The sequence below is a fragment of the Microbacterium sp. TPD7012 genome (assembly GCF_003075395.1).
Lineage (GTDB): Bacteria > Actinomycetota > Actinomycetes > Actinomycetales > Microbacteriaceae > Microbacterium.
Map to the genome: position 1 here is coordinate 263,215 of NZ_QDFV01000002.1, position 21,714 is coordinate 284,928.

Consider the following 21,714-nt stretch of genomic DNA (forward strand, 5'->3'; position numbering starts at 1 on the left):
GCGCATGAGCCTCTTCATCACCTGCCCGGTCGAGAGCGTCGAACGCGCGACCGCCTTCTACACCGCCCTCGGCTGGACCCTCGATGCCGAGATGTCGGATCACAACGTGTCGTGCTTCGCGATCGCGCCCGAGCAGTACGTCATGCTCGGCAGCCGCGAGATGTACGCGAGCGTCGGAGGAGTCGAGGAGCTCATCGGCGGCCCCGAAACGCCCTCCAAGGTCACGGTCTCGTTCGACCTCGGCAGCCGCGAGGCGGTCGACGAGTTCGTCGAGCGCGCCGGTGCCGCCGGCGGACGCATCGGCGACACCGACGACTACCCCTTCATGTACCAGCGACAGTTCGACGATCCCGACGGCTACCACTACTCCCCGTTCTGGATGAAGCCGGCGGACGAACCCGCGGCGTGAGCGATCTCGCCGCGGCCCTCGACATCGTCGGCGCGCGGTGGGCGCTGCTCATCGTGGAGCGGCTGCTCGACGGCCCGCAGCGCTACGGCGACCTGCAGCGCGACCTCGGTGCGCCGACGAACATGCTCGCGACGCGTCTGCGCGAACTCGAAGCGGCCGGCGTGCTGACGCGGCTGCCTCTCCGGCACAACACCCGCGCCTACGCGCTGACCGAGCGCGGCCTGGCTCTGAGCGAGGCGATCACCGCTCTGGGACGCTGGGGCGCGGGGGACGACTAGCGAATCGAGTGCCCCTTCGGGCTCAGCCGTCGAGCGCGGCCACGTCGAGGAACAGCGTGTCGGCACCGACCTGGCCGCCCTTGAGCAGCAGTTCCAGCCGGTCGATCGCGGGGTCCGCGGCGTGCGGCCGCAGCAGCACGACATTGCCCCAGGGATTCGCGGCGATCGAGAGCGCCTCGATGCCGAGCAATCGAGTGATGCGACTGGACGTGTCGCCGCCGCACACGATCACGCGGCGGGAGGCCCGCGCCTGTGCAGCGGCATCGACGATGATCGCCGATGCCTCCGCGATCGCCTCGAGGATCGGACGGTCGCCGACCGCCGACACCTCGGCGTCGGCGGATGTGAAGACCACCCCGCGGCCGGAGGTGAGCGCAGCCACGGCCTCCTGTGCGGCCTCGGCGGCGCCGGCGAGGTCGAGGGGCAGCGGCCGCACCAGCCACCCGGCCGCCGCGGCGGCCTCGGCCTGACGGCGCGTCTGCGGCGAGCGGCTGCCCGAGACGACCAGCACCGCTCCCGCGGAGGGCGTCGCGACGGGAACCGCCGCGCTCATGCCGGGGGCGGCTGCGGCGATGCCCTGCGAGAGACCGCCGGAGCCGATCGCGAACACGGGTGCGGAGAGGTCGCGCAGGGCGGTGCCGACGGTGACGAGGTCGGCGTCGGTCACGGCATCCAGCACGACTCCGGCCACGTCTGCGTCGCGCAGGCGCTGGGCGAGGTCCGCGTACGCGGTCAGCGGCAGGGCTCCCACGGACAGGGCGGTCTGCCGGCCGATGTGGATCGCCAGATCGGCCTCGGTCATCGGAGTCGACGGGTGGGTCGACATGGTCGGCTGGCGGTCGAGACGATGGACGACGCCGTTCTCCGACGCGAAGTGCGTGCCGAACAGGGTGAAGCGCCCGAAGTCCGGCTGGGCGAACAGCATCGGCACCGGACGCGGTGCGACGATCTCGCGCCCGATCTCGATCACGCGTCCGAGGCTGCCCACCTCCGGCGCGGAGTCCGCGGTGGAGCAGGCCTTGTACTGCACTATCGGAGCGCCGGTCGCGACCAGCGCCTGCAGCGCGGGGATGACCTCGGCATCCATCCGCTCCGGCGGGAGCGAACGCGCGATGCCCGCGATCCCGACCACGTCGACCTCGCGCGCAGCCGCGTGCAGCGCTGCGGGCGTCGGGAGCGTGGTGAAGAGCCGGCCCGACCATCCGCGCCGCGCGAACTGCAGCAGCGCGTCGACGCTCCCGGTGAAGTCGTCGCCGTAGAACGCCGCGCGGATCTCAGACATGTCGGATCTCAGACTCGGACCGGGCCGAACACCTCGGTCGCCCGGCGCAGAGCTTCCGATCGGTCGACCGCATCCTGAGCCGACTCGCCCCTGGCGGCGGATGCCCAGGCGTCGCGCATGCTGCTCACGCCCGCCGCCGCGCCGTCCGGGTGGCCGTGGATGCCGCCACCGGCGAGCACCAGCAGATCCGTCGTGCCGACAGCGCGGTAGGTGGCGTGCGCGAGCCCGCCCCACTGGCCGCTGGAGAGCACGGGAACGGTCGGGGCGATGCCCAGAAGCGGTTCGCGGACCGCGGCGATGGAGTCGAGCACCTCGTCGTCCGTCTCATAGAACTTGTTGCTGATGCCGTTGGTGTGCAGATGATCCGCACCCGAGAGGCGGGCGATCTTCTGCCACGCGCGAAAGCCTATCCCGACCTGCTCCGACCGGCCGATCGCCCCGAACATCGTGCGGTGCCCGTGGATGGGGACCGCCGTGTGCGCGCTGAGGAACTCGAGACCCGCGAGGCCGACGAGGTTGACGCACGCCATCACGCAGGTGCCGCCGGCGGCGACCACCAGATCGTGGTTCGCCTCGAGGCGTGAGATGTCTTCGGTGATGTTGAACGCGTACATCGGCATGCGGCCGGTGCGGTCGGCGTATCGGTGCAGCACCGGCATGACCGCGGCCACGCGTGCGGACAGCGGCGAGGACGGACCGTTTCCCTGCAGCTCGTCGTCCTTGATGAAGTCGATGCCCGCCTCGGCGAGCTCTCCGACGACTTCGGCGAGCTCGGTCGGGGCGAGTCCGATGCTGGGCTTGATGATCGTGCCGATCATCGCGCCGTCGGATGCGCCCATCAGCCGACGCGTGCCCTCCACGCCGAAGCGGGGGCCGTGGTAGCGCTCCGCGAACGCGGCAGGCAGATCGAGGTCGATCAGGCGCACCGCGGAGAGCTCCTTGATCTCGAAGAGGTTTCCGGCGACGGCCGCGAGCAGGTTCGGGAGCGACGGCCCGAAGTTGTCGAGCGGGAAGCGCAGCCGCAGCACGGCCCTGCGCCGCCCCGCGGGATCGCCGACCGCGCCGGGCAGCGGGGAGGCGCCGGTGAGCGGGATCTCCTGGAGCGACTCGACCTGGGCCGCGAACCGCGCCCGCACGTCGTCGGACTCCCGCTGCACGCGCACGAAGGTGCCGGTGGACTGCTCGCCCGCCAGCACCTCGGCCGCGTGCTGCAGCGGAAGGGAGGTCTCGATGACATACGTCGCGACGACGTGGTGGGTGCTCATCCCGATCACCACACCAGGGGGAGCCACACGGACATCTCGCCCGCTCCCCGGTTGCCCCACGTGTAGTAAGGGACGAGGCGGGCGGGGGCCGTGGTGACCTCGGCGTCGCCGATCAGGTCGTAGAGCGAGTCCTCCGCCGTGGTCGGCAGCACGGCGATCTCGGTGTCGAGGGCGACGATGCGATGGCCGTCGATCTCGGTCGGCACCGGCGTCAGTTCGATCCCGCGCCGGAGCGCGGCCTGCTCGAGCACGACGCCGTCGGGCAGATCGGCGCTCTCCAGGGCGTAGACCACCGGCCCGCGTCGCACCGCGACCTGGTTGGCCGTCTCCTCGGCGAGCCGGTGACCCCGCAGGATCCGCACGGGCATCGGCAGCGTCAGCACGACCACGTCACCCGCTGTCCAGGCGCGGTCGATCCGGGTGTAGGTGCCCGGTGCCGACACCTCGACCTCGACACCGTTGACGGTCGCCGTCGCGCCCTCGCTCCAGCCGGGGATGCGCAGGTGCAGGGGGAGGCCGCCGCCGGATGCCGCGGTCACGGTGAACGTGAGCGTCTCGCTCCAGGGGTAGTCGCTGTCCTCGCGGAGGGCGAGCGACCGGCCGTCCTCCGTCGACACGGTCAGCTCGCTGCCGCCGTACTGGTGCACGTACAGGCCGTCGTCACCGAGGGCGGCGGCGCGCTCATGGAACCGCGCGAGCGTGCGGGCGATGTTCGGCGGGCAGCAGAAGCAGGCGAGATAGTCCTCGCGCAGCCGCTCGTCGGAGGGCGGTGGCGGCGGAGTCGGGTGGATCGCGGTGTCGCCCGGACGGCGCAGCGGATAGGGGAGGTCGCGGACCTGGCGCAGGGCGTTCGTGTAGAAGTACTCGGAGCCGCCCAGGCTGATGCTCGCGAGCAGGCTGTTGTACGCGACCTGCTCGATCACATCCGCGTACTTCGCATCGCCGGTGAGGGCGAGCATCCGCTCGCTCCAGAAGATCATGCCGATGTTGGCGCACGATTCGTTGTGGGCGGTGGTGTGGGGGAGCTGGTAGGCGCGGCCGTACGCCTGGTGCACGCGGCTGATGTCGCGCTGCCACGGGGAGGCGTCCGGCGAGGCGCCGTCGTAGAGGGCGCCGCATCCGCCGGTGATGTAGAGCTTGGTGTCGACCACGTCCTGCCAGAGCCGCTCCAGCACGCCCTCCAGCTCCGCGTCTCCGGTCTCGAGCACCAGGTCGGCGAGGCCCGCGTAGAGGTAGTTGGCGCGGACGGCGTGCCCGGCGACGACCGTCTGCTCGCGGATCGGCACGCGGTCCTGGTTGTCGTCGCCGCCCTCGAAGTCGTCGCGCACGCGGACGAACGCCTCGGCGAGACGCAGGTAGCGCTCCTCGTGGGTCACCCGGTAGAGCTCGATGACGGCCATGTAGTGCGAGGGGCAGATGGCGCTGCGGGCGAGCTCCAGGGGCTTGTTCGTGGCGAGGTCCTCGAGGAAGCCGGCGGCCTTGCGTGCCGCGTCGAGCAGCGTGTCGGATCCGGTGACCTCGTGGTGCCGCACACCCGCGGTGATCAGGTGGCCGAGGTTGTAGGTCTCGAAGTGGAAACGGTCGGCGAGGGCGGCGACATCGACGTCGTTGCGGTCCGCGATGATGGTCGGAGTGTGGAGGTAGCCGTCGGGGCGCTGCACCGAGGCGATCAGCGCGGCGATGTCCTCGATGCGCCGGGCGAGCTCGTCGTCCGGGTCGGTCTCGAGGCTGGCGATGGCCGCCTCCAGCCACTTGTAGAAGTCGCCGTCCATGAAGGAGGGGCCGAGGTGCTCGCCCTCTTCGAGACCCGCCGCGATGCGGAAGTTCGCCAGTCCCGGGCTCACCGCCGGGTCGCTGAGCGACGACCAGATCTGCGGGACCGTGACGTCACGGGTGCGAGCGTGGATGCCGCCCCAGAAGCCATGGGTCCAGCGGGCGCTCTCCGCGCCGAGCGGCCGCAGAGGGCCCGTTTCGCGCAGAGTCTTCGTCGTCGACATGACGTGTTCCTTCCGAGGCTGCTGCCATCAGTTCCCGCAGTCAGGTCCCACGCCGTGCAAGAGATCACAGGACTGCATGATCATGCATGCTAGCGCGGAATCGGGGTCGATGTGAATATATTTTCAATACTGATTGTTGACACACCGTTGAAACGATTCTATTCTCGTGTCGTACCCGCATCGCCCTGCACTTCGTCAAGGAGGACGTCATGAACATCCACAGCACCCGCGGCCGCAAGTGGCTCGCGCTCGGAATCGTCGTCGCCGCGGCGCTGCCCCTCGCGGCATGCGGCGGCTCCGGTGACAACGGCGGCGGTGGTGGTGGCTCGTCCGACGGCGGCACCGACCCCGAGGCCTTCACGGTCATGACGGCGAACGAGAACACGGTCATCGGCCCGACGCTCGACGCCCTCGCCGCCGACCAGTGCAAGGCCGAGAACGAGGCGCTCCCCATCGAGCACCAGAAGATCGCGCAGGCCGACACCGTGCAGCGCATCACGCTGCTGGCCAGTCAGAACGCCCTCCCGACCCACACGATCGCCGGTACGGCGCTCATCCGCCCCGACGGCGACCTCGGCGCCGCCGGTCTGGTCGGCGACCTGAAGGCGGCGCTGGAGGAGAAGGACGCGTGGGACAACGTGCTCCCCGCCGCGGCATCCACCGTCGAGCAGGTCTACGGCGGCTTCGTCTCGCTGCCGTACCAGTACAACATCGAGGGCATCTTCTACAACAAGCAGATCTTCGAAGAGCTCGGCCTCGAGGAGCCGAAGACCTGGGACGAGCTCGCCGAGGTCTCGCAGGAGCTGCAGGACGCGGGCTACACGGCGATGGCCCAGGCCGGTGCCGCGGGCTTCCCGCTCACGCGTCTGCTGGGCATGTACATCTTCCGCAACGTCGGTCCCGAGGCGATGCAGGCCGTCGCCGACGGAGACGCGAAGCTGACCGACCCGGAGTACGTCGCCGGCGCCGAGGCGCTCGCCGCGTACGCGGAGAAGGGCTACTTCGGCGAGGGCTTCTCGACCCGCGACCCCGATGCCACGTCGAACCTGTTCCTGACCGGCAAGGCCGGCATGGCCTACGACGGCACCTGGCTGCTGAGCGCCATCAACGACCCGGAGCGCAACCAGATCGGCGGCGAGAACGTCGGCTTCATGCCGTTCCCCGCGGTCGACGGCGGCAAGGGCTCGATCGACCAGTACCCGGCGAACGCCGGAGCGCCGATGATCATCGACGCCGGGCAGTTCGGCCCGAAGGTCAAGGACTGGGTCGCCTGCATCTCCGAGAACTACGGCCAGCAGGCCCTCCAGGACACCGGCTCGATCTCGGGCTTCGCGGTGAACGGCGAGGTCAGCGACATCAGCCCGAACACGCTCGACATCCAGGAGCGCATCGCCGGCATCGACGAGACCGTACTGTGGTTCGAGGCCCTGATGGACCCGAAGAGCAACTCGCTCGCGTCCACCAACGGCACCCTCCTCACCACCGGTCAGATGTCTCCGGAGGACTACATGGCGGCGCTGCAGGACAGCATCGACGCCAACCGCTGACCTGAAGCCGACTCCTCGCCGCACAGGTGAGGAGTCGGCTTCTTCCGAGAAAGGACCGAGCGAATGAACTCGATCTTCGGAGATCGCAAGACGATCTTCATCCTCCTCGGCCCCGCCCTTCTGCTGTACACGCTGCTGAAGATCGTGCCGGTGCTGTGGTCGTTCGGCCTGTCGTTCTTCGAGGGGAACACCCTGCGCGGCTTCGACTGGGTCGGCATCGAGAACTTCACGACGTTCTTCACCGACAAGGCCGCGCTGCAGTCCCTCGGCGTCAGCGTGTTCTTCGCCATCGTCGCGACGATCGGCCAGGTCGCCCTCGGATACGGGCTCGCGCTCCTCTATGTCTTCGTGCTGCGCAAGGGCTCGTCCCTCGTGCGCACGATCGTCTTCTTCCCGGCTATCCTCCCCACGGTCGCGGTGGCGCTGCTCTTCAAGAGCTTCGTGGCGGTGGGAGACAACCAGGGGCCGGTCAACGACATCATCAACTTCTTCGGCGGTGAGAGCGTCGAGGTGCTCGCGTCGACGGCGGGCACGATGTCGACGGCGATCGTCATGACGCTCTGGAGCTCGATGGGCTTCTACGCGGTGCTGCTCTACGCCGGCCTGCTCGACATCCCCGAGGAGATCATCGAGTCGGCGCGGCTCGACGGCGCGAACGGCCTGCGACTGGTGAAGAACATCATCCTGCCGCTGTCCCTCCCGATTCTGCTGTCGTCGATCATCTTCAGCCTGAACTCGACGCTCAAGGTCTTCGACAGCCTCCTGGCGCTGAACAACGGCCAGCCCGGCACATCGACGGCCCCGCTGACCCTGTACATGTACCGCACGGCGTTCGAGTACGCCGAGTACGGATACGGCTCGACCATCGCCCTCGTGCTCACGATCCTGTGCCTGGTCTTCACCCTCGCGATCTTCCGATCGCAGCGACGCAAGGCGGAGGTCTGATCATGACGACGCTGCAGACGCAGACACAGCCCACCGTCGCCACCCCCACGGTGCAGCGGCCCCGCCCGGGTCAGGGCCGCCGTGCCGCGATGCGCGCCGTCCGCCGCATCCCGGTCTGGATCCTGGTCGCGCTCCTCATGGTGGTCGTGCTCTATCCGCAGGTCTGGATGCTTCTCGGCTCCTTCAAGACGCAGTCGGAGTTCCTCTCCGACCCCGCGCTCTCACTGCCGAAGACCTGGCAGTTCGACAACTACGTCGCCGCCCTCACGAACGGCGATGTCGCCCGCAACTACCTCAACAGCATCATCGTGACGATCCCGTCGGTCCTGCTGATCGTCTTCATCGGCGTCGCCGCCGGGTACGCGCTCGAGGTCATGATCTGGAAGGGCCGCAACGCGGTCCTGCTCTACGTGCTCGCGGGCATCATGGTGCCGGGGCAGATGATCCTCGTCCCGCTGTTCATCGTGTACTTCCGACTCGGCCTCACGAACACCATGCTGCCGATGATCATCACCTACACCGTGATGGGGCTGCCGCTGACGACGTTCCTCATGGCGACGTACTTCCGTGCCGTCCCGCGGGAGATCTTCGAGGCCGCGACCGTCGACGGATCGGGTCCGCTGCGGTCGTTCTTCCTGATCGGCATGCCGATGATGAAGAACGCCATCCTCACGGTCGGTCTCGTGCAGTTCTTCAGCGTCTGGAACGACCTCCTGATCGCGCTGACGTTCACCACAAAGCCGGAGCTTGCGACGATCCAGGTCGGCCTGCTCAGTCTGAGCGACGAGTACGGCTCCACGCAGTACGGTCCGCTGTTCGCGGCCGTGAGCCTCAACATCGTCGTCCTGATGATCGTGTTCCTGGCGCTCAACAAGAAGATCATGGCCGGCATGGCCGGCGGTGCCCTGAAAGGATGATCCGATGACCTCCTCCGCCCCGCGCGTCGCCTTCATCCACACCGGAGCCGTCGTGATCCCGCCCGTCGCCGACCTCGCGCGCGAGCACCTCGCCGGGGCCACGACCGTGAACTACCTCGACGACAAGATCGTCGCCGACCTCGGAGACCCCGAGCGGGCGGCATCCGTGCCGGAGCGCCTGATCGACCTGGCACAGGCGGCGCGCGCCGGCGGGGCCGACGTCGTCATGTTCACGTGCTCGTCGATCTCCCACCTGGCAGGTCCGACGGCGGATGCCGTGGGCATCCCCGTGCTGCGGATCGACGAGGCCATGGCCGACGACGCGGTCGCCGCGGGGGAGCGGATCGCCGTCCTGGCGACACTCCCCACGACCCTCACCCCGACGCTCGCCCTGCTGCGCGAGCGCGCGGAACTCGCAGGACGCGCACCGGAGTTCGTCAGCGAGGTCGTCGCCGGGGCCTTCGAGGCCGTCGCCGGCGGCGACAGGACCACGCACGACCGGCTGGTCGGCGCCGCGATCGAGCGTCTGGCGGCGGATGCCGACGTCGTCGTGCTCGCGCAGGCGTCGATGGCCAGCGCGGCGCAGGGCGTCCACGTGACGGCCCGCGTGCTCACGAGCCTCGACCCCGGCATCCGACGTCTGAGCGAGGCGGTCGCGGCGCTGTAGTCTCGGCGCCCGGCGACGACCGTCAGATCGTCTCGGCGAGGCGCTCGGCCGTATGCAGGTCGGTCACCAGGGCCGTCACCCAGCCGCCGGCGATCGCGCCCCGGATGGCGTCGAGCTTGCGCTCGCCGCCGGCGATCCCCACGCGCCGCGGGATGCGCAGGAGCTTGTCGACCGGGATGGCGATCACGCGGTCGTCGATCTCGCCGGTCACCGGTGATCCGTCGACACGGAAGACATGGTGGCAGATGTCGCCCACGGCGCCCTCGGCGAGCAGCTGAGCACGCTCGTCATCGGCGAACGCGTTCCCGCTCGTGGACAGCACATCGGACGGGTCGATGCTGCCGATGCCCATGATGGTCATCGTCAGCGACTCCCAGTGGCGCATGGTCTCCTGCATCGACGGGTCCTTGAGCAGGCTGTCGCGCACGGCGGGGTCCGCCACGATGCCCGGGGCCTGCACGTAGACGGGGTCGGCGCCGAGCATCCGCGCGAGCGAGCTGAGCAGTCGGTGCGAGTGGCTCTGCACCTCGGGGGCACCGGTGCCGCCCAGCAGCTGCACGACCTCCGTCGCCCCGCGCGTCGGAAGGGGGCGCATGCGGTCGGTCATCGCGAGCACGGAACGACTCCACGAGGAGACGCCGATCCGGTCGGCGCCCGACAGTGACGCCTCGAGGTAGCCGGCGGCTCCGGCGCCGATGGCGGCGAGCAGCTCGGCCTCGTCGGCATCCGGCTCCACGTCGACGATGACCGCCTCGGAGATCCCGTACCCGAGCTCGAGGCGCTCCTCGAGCTCGGCGTGCACGCCGGGAGCGACCGTGACGATGGTGCGGACGATCCCCGCGGTCTCCGCGCGCTTGAGCAGACGGGAGACCTTGGCCTGGGAGATGCTGAGGGCTGCGGCGATCTCCGACTGGCGGATGCCGCGTTCGTGGTACATTCGCGCCACCTTGGTGAGCAGGCGCAGCTGGCCGTCGACGGGGGCGGCGAAGGGGGTCGACGACACGGTGGTCCTCCTGCTTCAGCGGGAACGGATGGAGATTCGCTGATGAAAGTATATTCTCGCAGATTCGCTTTGAATAGAGATTCATAGAGCAAGGATTATGCAAGACTGGAGATCATCGACGCCCGACGACGGGTGGCCGCCGACGCAGGAGGATGATGATGTTCCCCAGGTACGACACCGTCGAGCTCGCCTTCGAGGGCGCGGATCGTCTGCCGATCGGTGCAGAGCCGCCCTTCTCGGTGCGCCTGCGCAACGGCGGGGATGAGCTCGTCGTCCCGGCGTTCTGGGACGGCGGGACGACGTATCGAGTGCGCATCGGCCCCGAGACCGAGGGCACCTGGACGTGGGAGGTCGAGGGGGCGCGGACCGCGCTCGACCGAACGAGCGGCAGCTTCGACGTCGGGCCGCGCACCGCGCACGGCCCGGTGCGGGTCGCGCACCGCTTCCACTTCGCGCACGCCGACGGCACGCCCTACCGCCCGGTGGGGACGACCGCCTACAACTGGCTGCACCAGGAGGAGCCGCTGTTCACGCAGACGGTCGACGACATCGCCGAGATCGGCTTCAACAAGCTGCGGTTCATGGTCTTCCCGCAGGGCGGCGGCTACATCGAGCACGTTCCCGCGCTGATGCCGTTCGAGAAGATCGAGGGTCGCTGGGACGTCAGCCGCCCGATGCCGGAGTTCTTCCAGCGCCTCGACCGTGCCGTCGAGATGCTCGGCGCGCGCGGCATCCAGGCCGACGTGCTCATCTTCGACGCATACGACCGCGGCCAGTTCGGACTCGACGCGCTGAGCGAGGAGGAGGATGCCGTCTACCTGCGGTACCTCGTCGCGCGGCTGTCGGGGTACGCGCACGTGTGGTGGTCGCTGTGCAACGAGTTCGACCAACTCGAGCGGTCGGACGATCGGTGGGACCGGGTCGGGGCGCTCCTCGCCTCGGTCGACCCCCACCATCACCTGCGCTCGATCCACAACTGGATCGAGATCTACGACAACAACCAGCCCTGGGTGACCCACGCCTCGATCCAGAACGGATCGGCGACGGAGGACTTCGGTCGAGCCAACCTCTATCGAGAGGTCTGGAAGAAGCCGGTCGTCCTCGACGAGATCAAGTACGAGGGCGATATCCCCGACCGCTGGGGGCACCTCGACGGCCCCGAGCTCGTCCACCGCTTCTGGATCACGACCGTGGCGGGCTGCTATGCCTCGCACGGCGAGAGCTTCCGCACCGAGAGCGGCAGTCTGCACATGGTCGAGGGCGGCGTGCTGCGCGGCGAGTCCCCGGCACGGATCGCGTTCCTGCGCGGCATCCTCGACGACCTCGTCGTGCCGGGGCTCGATCCGATCGACAAATGGGACGACCCCGCATATGTCGCGGGCTGGCATCGACAGCAGTACGTGCAGTATCTCGGGCGCTCCGCCCCGGCGTCGTGGTCGTTCCGGATCCCGGTCGGGCAGCCCGGCGAGAGCCCGGTGGTCGGCGATGTCTTCGAGGTCGACGTCATCGACACCTGGAGCATGACCGTCACCCCGGTCGGGCGTCGGTTCACGCTCACGGAGGTCACACGCAACGAGGCCTTCGATCGTGCCTCCGCGCCGGTGGATCTGCCCGCGGGGAAGCGGGTCGCACTCCGCATCACCCGCGTCGAGGCCTGAGCGGTGCCCGGGACCACGTCGCGTGGCCGGCCCGCATGGGCGGAGGGCCCGCGGCTCGGCACGGCGTACTACAACGAGTACCTGCCCGACCCTGCCCGGCTGTCGACGGATCTCCGACTCATGGTCGAGGCGGGGATCACCTGCATCCGGGTCGGGGAGTCGGTCTGGTCGACCTGGGAGCCGCGCGACGGGGAGTTCGACCTCGAGTGGCTGGCGCCCGTCCTCGACGGCGCGGCGGAGCACGGGATCGATGTGATCCTCGGCACCCCGACCTACGCCGTACCGCCGTGGCTCAGTCACCGGCATCCCGAGCTCGCGGTCGTCCGCAAGGACGGTTCTTCCGTGCCGTGGGGCGGCCGGCAGGAGGTGGACTTCGCATCCGAGGTCTTCCGCGGGTACGCCGAGCGTGTGATCCGTGCGGTGCTCGGACGCTACGGCCGGCACCCGGCCGTCATCGGGGTGCAGCTCGACAACGAGGCGGGCCTGCACCTCATCCACAACGCGCACGTGGTCGAGCGCTTCCGCCGCTGGGTCGCGGAGCGGTACGGCGATGTCGAGACCCTCAATCGCGAATGGGGGCTGGCCTACTGGTCGCATCGGATCTCCGCGTGGGACGAGCTGTGGGCTCCGGCGGGCAACACGACCCCGGCGTACGACCTCGCCTGGCGCCGCTTCCAGGCCGAGCTCACCGCCGAGTTCATCGGCTGGCAGGCCGGGATCGCGCGCGAGTACGTCGCGGAAGACACCGTGCTCACCACCTGCATCGCGTACCAGCGGCCGGCCATGGACGACGTCGCCGTCGGCGAGCACCTCGACATCGCCAGCGGCAACGCGTACTACCTCGCGCAGGACTCGCTCGACTACGAGCGTGAGGGTGCCGGCGGCCAGTGGTATGCCGATGACGTGCCGCAGCTGATCCTCAGCGCCGATCGGATGCGCGCGACGAAGCAGGCGTCCTTCCTCGTCACCGAGACCGGCGCGGCGTCGATCGGCGCGGCGTCGCTGACGAGACCTCCCTACGACGGCCAGCTCGCGCAGGCCGCGTGGCTGCTCGTCGCGCGGGGCGCGCGCCTCGTCTCCTCCTGGCACTGGCACACCCTGCATTCGGGCGCGGAGGTGCACTGGGGCGGCATCCTCGGGCACGACCTCCGGCCGGGCCGGGTGTACGACGAGATCGCCGCGATCGGGCGGCAGTTCGCCGCAGCGTCGGAATGGCTGGCGGATGCCGTACCGGATGCCGACATCGGCATCGTGTACGCGCACGACAGCGAGTGGATGATGACCTTCGAGCCGCCGCTGTCCGCGTCCGGCGGGGCTCCCGACCGCGGGTCCTATGCGCGGATCGTCGGTGCCTTCGGCCGTGCCGCGATCGACGCGGGCCTGCAGGTCGGGTACGTGAACGAGCGGCAGGTGACGGATGCCGCAGAGCTGTTGTCGCGGTATCCGACCCTGATCGTGGCCGGGCTCGTCGCGGCATCCGATCGCACACTCGAGATCCTCGCCGAGTATGCACGGCTCGGCGGTCGTCTCGTCGTCGGTCCGCGCACCGGATACGCCGACGACCAGGGGCGGATGCGGTCGGTCACGGCACCGGCGGTTCTCGGGCCTCTCGCCGGTGTCGCGTATCGCGAGTTCGCGGCGCCCCCGACGCCGGTCCCGCTCGAACGCGACGGCACCGTCGTCGGCGAGGCGCACGGCTGGATCGACGCGCTGGAACCGGGGGAGGCGGAGGTGCTGCTCGGGTACCGGCATCCGCACTACGGTCGATGGGCGGCCGTCACCCGGAGGCCGGTCGGCGAAGGCGAGATCACGGTCGTCGGGACGCTGCCCGATCGAGACTCTCTCGCAGTCGTGATCGCGGGAGCAGCGGGTGCCGATCCGGCATCCGGTCTCGTCATCGATCGGCCGCTGCCGGTGACGGTGCACTCCCTCAGCGGCGCGCGAGGTCGCGTTTGGGTGCTGCACAACTGGTCCGGCGACCCCCGGGAGATCCGGCTCTCCCGCGCCGTGTCATCCGTGATCGATGGCGTCGTGCACGCGGCGGGCCACGAGGTCGTGCTCGCCCCCTGGGATGTGCGGGTCTGGCGCGAGCTCTGATCTGCTCGGCGAGGCGCAGCGTGGATCAGAATTGCCGGCAGCGGCCCCGTCGCGGATGCGTTTTCTATCCAGCCCGAGACAGAGAGGTCCTTCACCTCGACGAGGTCCGAGGCGGCGCTGCCGCGACCGAGTCGCCCGGCACCATCTCGCAGGGGATGAGCACCGCGGGCAGCTCCGCGTCGGGATTCTCGATGCGGTCGATGATGGTGTCGACCCCGAGGCGTCCCAGCTCGTCGGCCGGTGAGCGCAGGAACGTCAGGGTGGGATCGACCATGTTCGCCATGTGGGCCGAGGAGCCCAGCGAGATGATGGAGAGGTCGTCGGGCACGCGCACCCCGGCCTCCCGCAGGCCGATCACGATGCCCGGTGCCGCGTGCTCGTTCAACAGCAGCAGGGCCGTCGCATCGGGGAGCTCGTCGCGGAACGCGCGTCCGAAGGCCCTGCCCTCGCGCGAGTCCTCCAGGCAGTACCGCACGGTGCCCGTCAGTCCGGCGCTCTCCATGTCGGCGAGGAAGGCGGCGCGCGAGCGCTCGGCGGGGCCGTGCTCCTCGAAGCGGCCGGCGCGGGAGCCGCCCGTCACCAGGCAGAAGTCACGGTGTCCCAGAGCCGCGAGGGTCTCGACGGCCGTCGACACGGTGGCGCCGAAGTCGACGTCGACGTAGGCGAGCCCCTCCGGCTCGGCGGTGCGTCCGATGAGGGCGAACGGCGTGCGGCCCGCGATCAGCGCGGGCACGCGATGGTCGTTCAGCTGGACCTCCATCAGCAGCACGCCGTCGACGAGCCCGGTGTCGGCCAGTGCCATCGCCTCATCGGACTCGTTGCTGATCGGCCAGAGCACGAGCTGGTAGCCGCGCTCGCGCGCGCGGGCGGTGGCGCTCGTGAAGAAGCCTCCGACGGTGCCGCTGAGCGGACGCTGCAGCGCGGGGTACAGCATGCCGATGATCTTCGTGCGTCCCCGGGCGAGCGCGGCTCCGACCGGGTTGCGACGGTACCCGAGCTCCCGCATGGCCTGCTCGACGCGCGCGGTGGTGGCGGAGGAGATCGACTTGGTGCCGTTCACGACGAACGAGACCGTCGCCACCGAGACGTTCGCGCGGGCGGCGACGTCGTGCATGGTGACCATGAGCGTTCCTCTCGAGCGAGGCGACCCCGCGGGGATACGGGTGCGTCCATCATCGCGGATGAATATGTTGACAAGTCCAACATATGTCTGCATACTCGGACAACGGTGAGTTTAAACGTTTAACCGGAACTCTCGTGCGAAGACGAACAGGAGTGGTGATGACAGGGATGTCGGACGGCGACGAGCTCGGAGTCGGCCTCGTCGGCACGTCGTTCATGGGCCGCGTGCATGCACAGGCCTGGACCCTCGCACCGCGTGCCTTCGACCTCGCGCTCACCCCTCGCGTCGTCGCCGTGGCGGGCCAGGACCCGGAGCGGACGACCGCGTTCGCCGCGCGCAACGACATCGCCAGGGCGTCCACCGACTGGCGGCAGCTGCTCGACGACCCCCGCGTCGACGTCGTCGACATCTGCGTGCCCGGTGACCTCCATGCGGTCATCGCCGAGGAGGCGCTCGCCGCCGGCAAGCATGTGCTGTGCGAGAAGCCGCTGTCCAACTCGCTCGCCGAGGCCGAATCCATGGTCGCGGCCGCCCGGTCGGCGCGCGAGCGCGGGATCCAGTCGATGGTCGGCTACAGCTACCGCTTCGTGCCGGCGCTCGCGCACGCCAGAGCCCTGGTCGGAGCCGGGCGGCTCGGGACGATCCACCATGTCAGGGCCCAGTACCTGCAGGACTGGATCGTCGACGAGCACTTCCCGCTGGTCTGGCGTCTCGACCGCGAGCGGGCGGGCTCGGGTGCGCTCGGCGACATCGGAGCGCACATCGTCGACGCGGCCGTCTTCGTCACCGGCCAGCGGCTCACCGGGGTGAGCGCACTCACCGAGACGTTCGTGCGAGAGCGCCCGCTTCCGGCGGCGACGGGTGCGCTCGCCGCGACGGCCGGCACCGGATACGGCCGGGTCACCGTCGATGATGCCGCCGTGTTCATCGGGCGCACCGAGGGCGGCGCCCTCGCGACCTTCGAGGCGACCCGCTTCGCGGCGGGGCGCAAGAACGCGATGCGCCTCGAGGTCAACGGCTCGCTCGGCTCCGTCGCATTCGATTTCGAGAGCGCGGACGAGCTGTGGTTCCACGACCACACCGTCGATGCGTCGGAGGCGGGGTTCCGTCGGATCCACATGACGGAACCATCGCATCCGTACGCCGGCGCCTGGTGGCCGGCCGGTCACGGACTCGGCTACGACCACGCGTTCGTGCACGAGGTCGTCGACTTCGTCCGTGCGATCGCGGAAAGACGCACGCCGGAGCCCTCCTTCGAGGACGGCCTCTACGTGCAGCGCGTGCTCGACGCCGTCGAGCGCAGCGCGGCATCCGACGCCGGCTGGACGCCGGTCGACGCGGATCGACCCTGAATCACATCCTGCATCACCCACGAAGGAGTAGACGATGCGCACACGCAAGACACTGATCACGCTGGTGGCGGGAGCCGCCGTCCTGCCGCTCGCCCTCGCCGGCTGCGGCGGGGGAGGCTCCGCATCGAGCGGCGACCCCGACACCCTCACCATCCTCGACTACTACAACAACGAGCCGGACAAGACCCTGGTCCAGGACCTGCTCGACCAGTGCGCCGCCGACGTCGACGTGACCATCGAGCGCGAGTCGGTCCCCGGCAAGGACCTCATCCAGAAGGTCCTGCAGCGGTCCTCCTCGAAGACCCTGCCCGACGTGCTCATGCTCGACAACCCCGACGTGCAGGAGATCGCCGCGACCGGCGGGCTCGCGCCGCTGAGCGACTTCGACGTCGACACCTCGGGTTTCGCGCAGGGGATCCTCGATGCCGCCACCTACGACGGCGAGGTCTACGGACTCGCGCCCGTGGTCAACACCCTCGGCCTCTTCTACAACGTCGACCTCTTCGAGCAGGCGGGCCTGGAGCCGCCGACGACCTGGGACGAGCTGAAGTCGACGGCGAAGGCCCTGACGAGCGGCGACCAGTACGGCATCGCGTTCTCGGCGATCGCGACCTACGAGGGCAGCTGGCAGTTCCTTCCGTTCATGTGGACCAACGGCGGAGACGAGACGGATCTGCAGAGCCCGGAGAACGCCGAGGCGCTGCAGCTCTGGGTCGACCTCGTCGGCAGCGGGTCCGCCTCCGAGAGCGTGATCAACTGGAGCCAGGGCGACGTGAAGGACCAGTTCGTGGCGGGCAAGGCCGCCATGATGGTGAACGGTCCCTGGAACATCCCGGCCCTCAACGAGACCGACGTGAAGTGGGCCTCGGTCCAGGTGCCGGTGAACAAGCCCGGCCAGACCCCCGTGGCGCCCCTCGGCGGCGAGGTGTGGACCGTGCCGCAGACCGGCGACACGGCGAAGCAGGCCAAGGCGGCCGAGTTCGTCGAGTGCATGGCCGGCGACGACATCGAGCTCTCGGCGGCGGAGTCGCGGTTCACGGTCCCGACCCGGACCGACCTGATCCCGGAGTACGTCGAGAAGGTGCCGTCGATGGAGGCCTTCGCCGAGCAGGTCGTCAACGCGCGCTCCCGCACGGGACAGCTCGGCGAGGAATGGCCCGAGCAGGCCACGGTCATCTACAACGCGATCCAGCTCGCCCTCACCGGCAAGGCCACCCCGGTCGAGGCCTTCGAGCAGGCGGCTCAGGGCTGACCCATCGAGGTCCGCAGGTGCCCCGCGGCCGACCGCGGGGCACCTCGAAGGGAATCGTGATGATGACGACAGCGACATCCGCAGCGCCGGTCTCGGCCGAGACATCCGCGCGGACGCCTCCGCAGCGCCCCCGCCGCTTCCGGCGGGAGGGCCTGGTCAAGGCGATGTTCCTCGCCCCGGCCGCGCTCTACATCCTGCTCTTCTTCGGCTACCCGGTCGTGAAGAACCTGGTGATGAGCTTCCAGGAGTACACGACCAAGACGTTCTTCACGGGGGAGGCCCCCTGGGTGGGGCTCGCGAACTACCTGACCGTCGTGAACAGCGGTCTCTTCTGGCCCGCGATGCTCAACACGGCGCTCTTCACGGTCGGCTCGATCGCAGGGCAGTTCGTGATCGGGCTCGCGCTGGCGGTGTTCTTCCGCCGGAAGTTCCCGCTCAGCGGCTTCCTCCGGGCGATGCTCCTGCTGCCCTGGCTGCTCCCGCTCATCGTCGCGAGCGCGACCTGGCGGTCCATCCTCGATCAGGACAGCGGCATCCTCAACGAGTTCCTCACCTCGGTGGGGCTCAGCGCCGTGCCGTGGCTGAACAGCCCGGATGTGGCGCTGATCGCGGTCATCCTCGTGAACATCTGGATCGGCATCCCGTTCAACGTGACGATCCTCTACGGCGGTCTCCAGGACATCCCGGAGGAGCTCTACGAGGCGGCATCCCTCGACGGCGCGACCGGCTGGAAGTCGTTCTGGCACATCACGCTGCCGAACCTCCGCCCCGTGATCAACGTGGTGCTCGTGCTCGGCGTGGTCTACACGCTCAAGGTGATCGACATCATCCTCGGGCTGACGAACGGCGGGCCCGCCAACGCGACGCAGACCATCGCCATCCGCTCGTATCAGTCGTCGTTCGTCGACTTCGAATTCGGCGTGGGCGCGGCGTTCAGCAACATCCTCATCCTCATCTCGCTGGTGTTCGCGATCTTCTACCTTCGCGGGAACCGCAAGCAGGTGGACGAGTAGGAAGGCAGAGCAATGACCACCATGGCCATCGTCACCGACGGTGCTGCGAACCGGCGGGCGACCCGGCGCTCCGGGCGCGACATCCTGTTCACCGCGCTCGGCGTCGCGTTCCTCGCGATCATGCTGTTCCCCGTCTACTGGATGTTCAACGCCTCGCTGCAGCCCTCGGGCAACACCCTCACCGCCTCGCTCCTGCCCCTGAACCCCAGCTTCGCGGGGTACGAGAAGGCGTTCGCCGACCAGGGGCCGAATCTCGTGACGAGCCTCATCATCTCGGTGGGGACGGTCGTGTTCAGCCTGGCGATCGCGGCGCCCGCCGCCTACGCGCTCGCGCAGTTCCGCTATCGCTGGATCAACGTCGCCCTGCTCGCCGTGCTGATCGCCCAGATGATCCCCGGGGTGGTGATCGCGAACGCCCTCTACGCCGCGTACAACGACATCGGCATGCTCAACTCGATCCCGGGCCTCATCCTCGCCGACGCGACCCATGCGATCCCGTTCTCGATCATGATCCTGCGGGCGTTCATGATGAGCGTGCCGCCCTCGATCATCGAAGCGGCCCGCGTCGACGGCGCCGGACACCTGCGGGCGTTCTGGTCGATCGTCCTCCCCGTCGCGAAGAACTCGCTCATCACCGCAGGCCTCTTCGCCTTCCTGTTCTCGTGGAGCGACTTCCTCTTCGCGCTGACCCTCACGACCACCGACGACATCACCCCGGTCACGCTCGGCATCTACCAGTACCTCGGCACGCAGGTCGCGAACTGGAGCGCGGTCATGGCGACCGCGGTGCTCTCCTCGATCCCGGCGATCGTGCTGCTCGTCATCGCGCAGCGGTACATCGCGGCCGGTGCCACCGGAGGAGCCGTGAAGTAGCCCCCCCGATGTCCGAGAACCCAGGCGATCCCCGCATCCCCGCATCCCCAGAGCAGAAAGCAGGAACGAAATGAGCGGCACCACCACGCCCGAGTACCCCATCCGCGTCGTCGTCTGGGGGGAGAACCGGCACGAACAGGTCGAACAGAAGGTGCGCGACATCTACCCGTCCGGCATGCACACGACCATCAAGGAGGGCATCGAGGAGAACCTCGGTGAGCGCGCCGTCGTCACGACGGTCACTCTCGACGATCCGGAGCACGGTCTGACCGAAGAGGTCCTCGCGGCCACGGACGTGCTCGTCTGGTGGGGGCACGCGGCGCACGGGGAGGTCTCGGATGAGGTCGTCGACCGCGTGCAGCGTCACGTGCTCGAGGGGATGGGGCTCCTCGTCCTGCACTCCGGGCACTGGTCGCGCATCTTCGGGCGACTCATGGGCACGACCTGCACCCTCCGCTGGCGGTCCAAGGACGACCGCGAGATCGTGTGGACGGTCGACCCGACGCATCCGATCGCGCGCGGCATCCCGCATCCGTTCCTCATCCCGGCGCAGGAGATGTACGGGGAGTTCTTCGATGTGCCGGCACCGGATGAGCTCGTCTTCCTCTCGACGTTCTCGGGCGGAGAGGTGTTCCGCAGCGGCATGACCTATCGGCGCGGCTTCGGGAAGATCTTCTACTTCAGCCCCGGCGATCAGGACTACCCGGTCTATCACCAGGCCGAGGTGCGGAAGGTGATCGCGAACGGTGTGGAGTGGGCCAAGACGCTGCGTCCGAACCGCGAGATCCCCGTGCTTCTGCGCTACGAGACCGAGGACTTCTACAACGGGCGCGGGTACGAGGGGGCGATGGAGCGATGACGGGCCCGCTGCGCCTGGTGCAGGTCGGCGCCGGCGGAATGGGGCGCGCGTGGCTGCGCACGATCGCCGAGAGTCCGGAGGTCGAGTTGGCGGGTCTCGTCGACCTCGACCTCGACGTCGCCCGCGCCGCGTTGGCGGATGCCGGACTGCACGGTGTCGAGGTGGGCAGGAGCACGGCGGAGGTCGCGGATGCGGTCGGGGCAGATGCCGTCGTGAACGTCACGGTGCCCGAGGCGCACCTCATCGTGAACGAGGAGGCCCTCGGTGCGGGCTACCCCGTGCTCTGCGAGAAGCCGGCGGCACCGACCGTCGCGGCGGCGATGGTCCAGGCGGGGATGGCCGAGCTCTCCGGTCGCCTGCTCATGATCAGCCAGTCGCGGCGGTACTTCGCAGCCCTCAGGGAGCTGCGCCGGCAGGTCGAGGGGCTCGGCGCGATCGGCACGGTCACCACGGAGTTCTTCAAGGCCCCGCACTTCGGCGGCTTCCGCGAGGAGATGCCGCACGTGCTGCTGGTGGACATGGCGATCCACGCCTTCGACGCCGCGCGCTTCGTCATCGGCGCAGAACCCGTCTCGGTGTACTGCGAGGAGTACAACCCGACGTGGAGCTGGTACGCCGGTGCGGCGAACGCCGCCGCGGTGTTCGAGTTCGAGGGCGGCACGCGGTACGTGTACAACGGCAGCTGGTGCTCACCCGGGCAGGAGACGTCGTGGAACGGCTCGTGGCGGGTCAGCGCCGCGGAGGGCACGGCGACCTGGGACGGTGCGGGGCATCCGCTCGTGCAGCGACCGGATGCGGGCGAGCCGGTCGCGGTCGCGGCGGCTCCGATCCGTGAGGAGATCTCCGGGTCGCTCGAGGCTTTCGTGCACGCGCTCCGCACCGGAGCCGAGCCGGAGAACGGCATCCGAGAGAACCTCCGGAGCCTGGCGATGGTCGAGGCGGCCGTCGCGTCGGCGGAGACCGGCGCCAGGGTGCGGATCGACGACGTCCTGGAGCGGGCGCGGGAGACCGCGATCGCGCAGACTCGCCGAGAGGACGTGCGGGAGTGGCTCCGGGGGGTGCCGGTCGCGCCCTGAGGAGGGCGAGGCGCAGCGTGGATCAGAAGTGCCGCAAGCGGCCCCGTCGCAGATGCGTTCTCGATCCAGCCCGAGACGGGGAAGGGGGACCGCCGGGACAG

19 protein-coding genes are annotated in these 21,714 nt (G+C 69.3%); 14 read left to right on the forward strand and 5 right to left on the reverse strand.

Annotated elements, in window-relative coordinates; translation table 11 throughout:
- The first annotated feature begins 4 nt into the window (after positions 1-4).
- On the forward strand, positions 5-409 hold the full coding sequence (locus tag DC434_RS05275) for a VOC family protein (protein ID WP_116634241.1): 405 nt from the start codon (positions 5-7) through the stop codon (positions 407-409).
- On the forward strand, positions 406-687 hold the full coding sequence (locus tag DC434_RS05280) for a helix-turn-helix domain-containing protein (protein WP_116634242.1): 282 nt from the start codon (positions 406-408) through the stop codon (positions 685-687). Before DC434_RS05275 ends, DC434_RS05280 begins: the two co-directional genes overlap by 4 nt.
- A 22-nt stretch (positions 688-709) precedes the next feature.
- Here DC434_RS05280 and DC434_RS05285 read toward each other — a convergent pair whose 3' ends face one another.
- The 3 genes from DC434_RS05285 to DC434_RS05295 are packed head-to-tail and all read right to left on the reverse strand — an operon-like array spanning position 710 to position 5,231.
- Positions 710-1,969 (reverse strand): four-carbon acid sugar kinase family protein, encoded by a 1,260-nt coding sequence (locus DC434_RS05285; RefSeq protein ID WP_116634243.1) that lies wholly within the window; start codon positions 1,967-1,969, stop codon positions 710-712.
- An 8-nt stretch (positions 1,970-1,977) separates the two neighbouring features.
- Positions 1,978-3,234, reverse strand: coding sequence for a RuBisCO large subunit C-terminal-like domain-containing protein (locus DC434_RS05290; protein ID WP_116634755.1), 1,257 nt, complete (start codon positions 3,232-3,234; stop codon positions 1,978-1,980).
- Positions 3,235-3,239: 5 nt separating this feature from the next.
- Positions 3,240-5,231, reverse strand: a complete 1,992-nt coding sequence (locus tag DC434_RS05295) for a beta-L-arabinofuranosidase domain-containing protein (protein WP_116634244.1) — start codon at positions 5,229-5,231, stop codon at positions 3,240-3,242.
- A 209-nt stretch (positions 5,232-5,440) separates the two neighbouring features.
- Between DC434_RS05295 and DC434_RS05300 the strand changes: the two genes are divergently transcribed.
- The 4 genes from DC434_RS05300 to DC434_RS05315 all read left to right on the forward strand — a co-directional run bounded on the left by DC434_RS05300 (position 5,441) and on the right by DC434_RS05315 (position 9,307).
- Positions 5,441-6,778, forward strand: a complete 1,338-nt coding sequence (locus tag DC434_RS05300; protein WP_116634245.1) for an extracellular solute-binding protein — start codon at positions 5,441-5,443, stop codon at positions 6,776-6,778.
- Between the two features lie 63 nt (positions 6,779-6,841).
- Positions 6,842-7,723 carry a sugar ABC transporter permease gene (locus tag DC434_RS05305; RefSeq protein ID WP_116634246.1) on the forward strand — a complete coding sequence of 294 codons (882 nt, stop codon included), beginning with the start codon at positions 6,842-6,844 and terminating at the stop codon, positions 7,721-7,723.
- A gap of 2 nt (positions 7,724-7,725) precedes the next feature.
- A complete protein-coding gene (locus DC434_RS05310; RefSeq protein WP_116634247.1) occupies positions 7,726-8,640 on the forward strand; it encodes a carbohydrate ABC transporter permease in 915 nt (304 codons plus the stop codon).
- 4 nt (positions 8,641-8,644) lie between these two features.
- Complete coding sequence (locus DC434_RS05315) at positions 8,645-9,307, forward strand: aspartate/glutamate racemase family protein (RefSeq protein WP_116634248.1); 663 nt, start codon at positions 8,645-8,647, stop codon at positions 9,305-9,307.
- A gap of 22 nt (positions 9,308-9,329) precedes the next feature.
- Here DC434_RS05315 and DC434_RS05320 read toward each other — a convergent pair whose 3' ends face one another.
- Positions 9,330-10,310, reverse strand: coding sequence for a sugar-binding domain-containing protein (locus tag DC434_RS05320; protein ID WP_116634249.1), 981 nt, complete (start codon positions 10,308-10,310; stop codon positions 9,330-9,332).
- A 155-nt stretch (positions 10,311-10,465) separates the two neighbouring features.
- Between DC434_RS05320 and DC434_RS05325 the strand changes: the two genes are divergently transcribed.
- Positions 10,466-11,968 (forward strand): DUF4038 domain-containing protein, encoded by a 1,503-nt coding sequence (locus tag DC434_RS05325; protein WP_116634250.1) that lies wholly within the window; start codon positions 10,466-10,468, stop codon positions 11,966-11,968.
- Between the two features lie 3 nt (positions 11,969-11,971).
- A complete protein-coding gene (locus tag DC434_RS05330; protein WP_243408821.1) occupies positions 11,972-14,065 on the forward strand; it encodes a beta-galactosidase in 2,094 nt (697 codons plus the stop codon).
- Positions 14,066-14,156: 91 nt separating this feature from the next.
- Here the strand turns inward: DC434_RS05330 and DC434_RS05335 are convergent, their stop codons facing one another.
- Positions 14,157-15,188, reverse strand: a complete 1,032-nt coding sequence (locus DC434_RS05335) for a LacI family DNA-binding transcriptional regulator (RefSeq protein WP_165808002.1) — start codon at positions 15,186-15,188, stop codon at positions 14,157-14,159.
- A gap of 167 nt (positions 15,189-15,355) precedes the next feature.
- Between DC434_RS05335 and DC434_RS05340 the strand changes: the two genes are divergently transcribed.
- The 6 genes from DC434_RS05340 (at position 15,356) to DC434_RS05365 (ending at position 21,613) form a co-directional block, all read left to right on the forward strand.
- On the forward strand, positions 15,356-16,540 hold the full coding sequence (locus tag DC434_RS05340) for a Gfo/Idh/MocA family oxidoreductase (RefSeq protein ID WP_165808029.1): 1,185 nt from the start codon (positions 15,356-15,358) through the stop codon (positions 16,538-16,540).
- Between the two features lie 34 nt (positions 16,541-16,574).
- Positions 16,575-17,792: an ABC transporter substrate-binding protein gene (locus tag DC434_RS05345; RefSeq protein WP_116634253.1), complete on the forward strand. Its 1,218-nt coding sequence runs from the start codon at positions 16,575-16,577 to the stop codon at positions 17,790-17,792.
- Between the two features lie 59 nt (positions 17,793-17,851).
- Positions 17,852-18,805 carry a sugar ABC transporter permease gene (locus tag DC434_RS05350; RefSeq protein ID WP_116634254.1) on the forward strand — a complete coding sequence of 318 codons (954 nt, stop codon included), beginning with the start codon at positions 17,852-17,854 and terminating at the stop codon, positions 18,803-18,805.
- Positions 18,806-18,817: 12 nt separating this feature from the next.
- A complete protein-coding gene (locus DC434_RS05355) occupies positions 18,818-19,678 on the forward strand; it encodes a carbohydrate ABC transporter permease (protein WP_116634255.1) in 861 nt (286 codons plus the stop codon).
- A gap of 70 nt (positions 19,679-19,748) precedes the next feature.
- Complete coding sequence (locus DC434_RS05360; protein WP_116634256.1) at positions 19,749-20,537, forward strand: ThuA domain-containing protein; 789 nt, start codon at positions 19,749-19,751, stop codon at positions 20,535-20,537.
- Positions 20,534-21,613 (forward strand): Gfo/Idh/MocA family oxidoreductase, encoded by a 1,080-nt coding sequence (locus DC434_RS05365; RefSeq protein WP_116634257.1) that lies wholly within the window; start codon positions 20,534-20,536, stop codon positions 21,611-21,613. Before DC434_RS05360 ends, DC434_RS05365 begins: the two co-directional genes overlap by 4 nt.
- Positions 21,614-21,714: the final 101 nt, after the last annotated feature.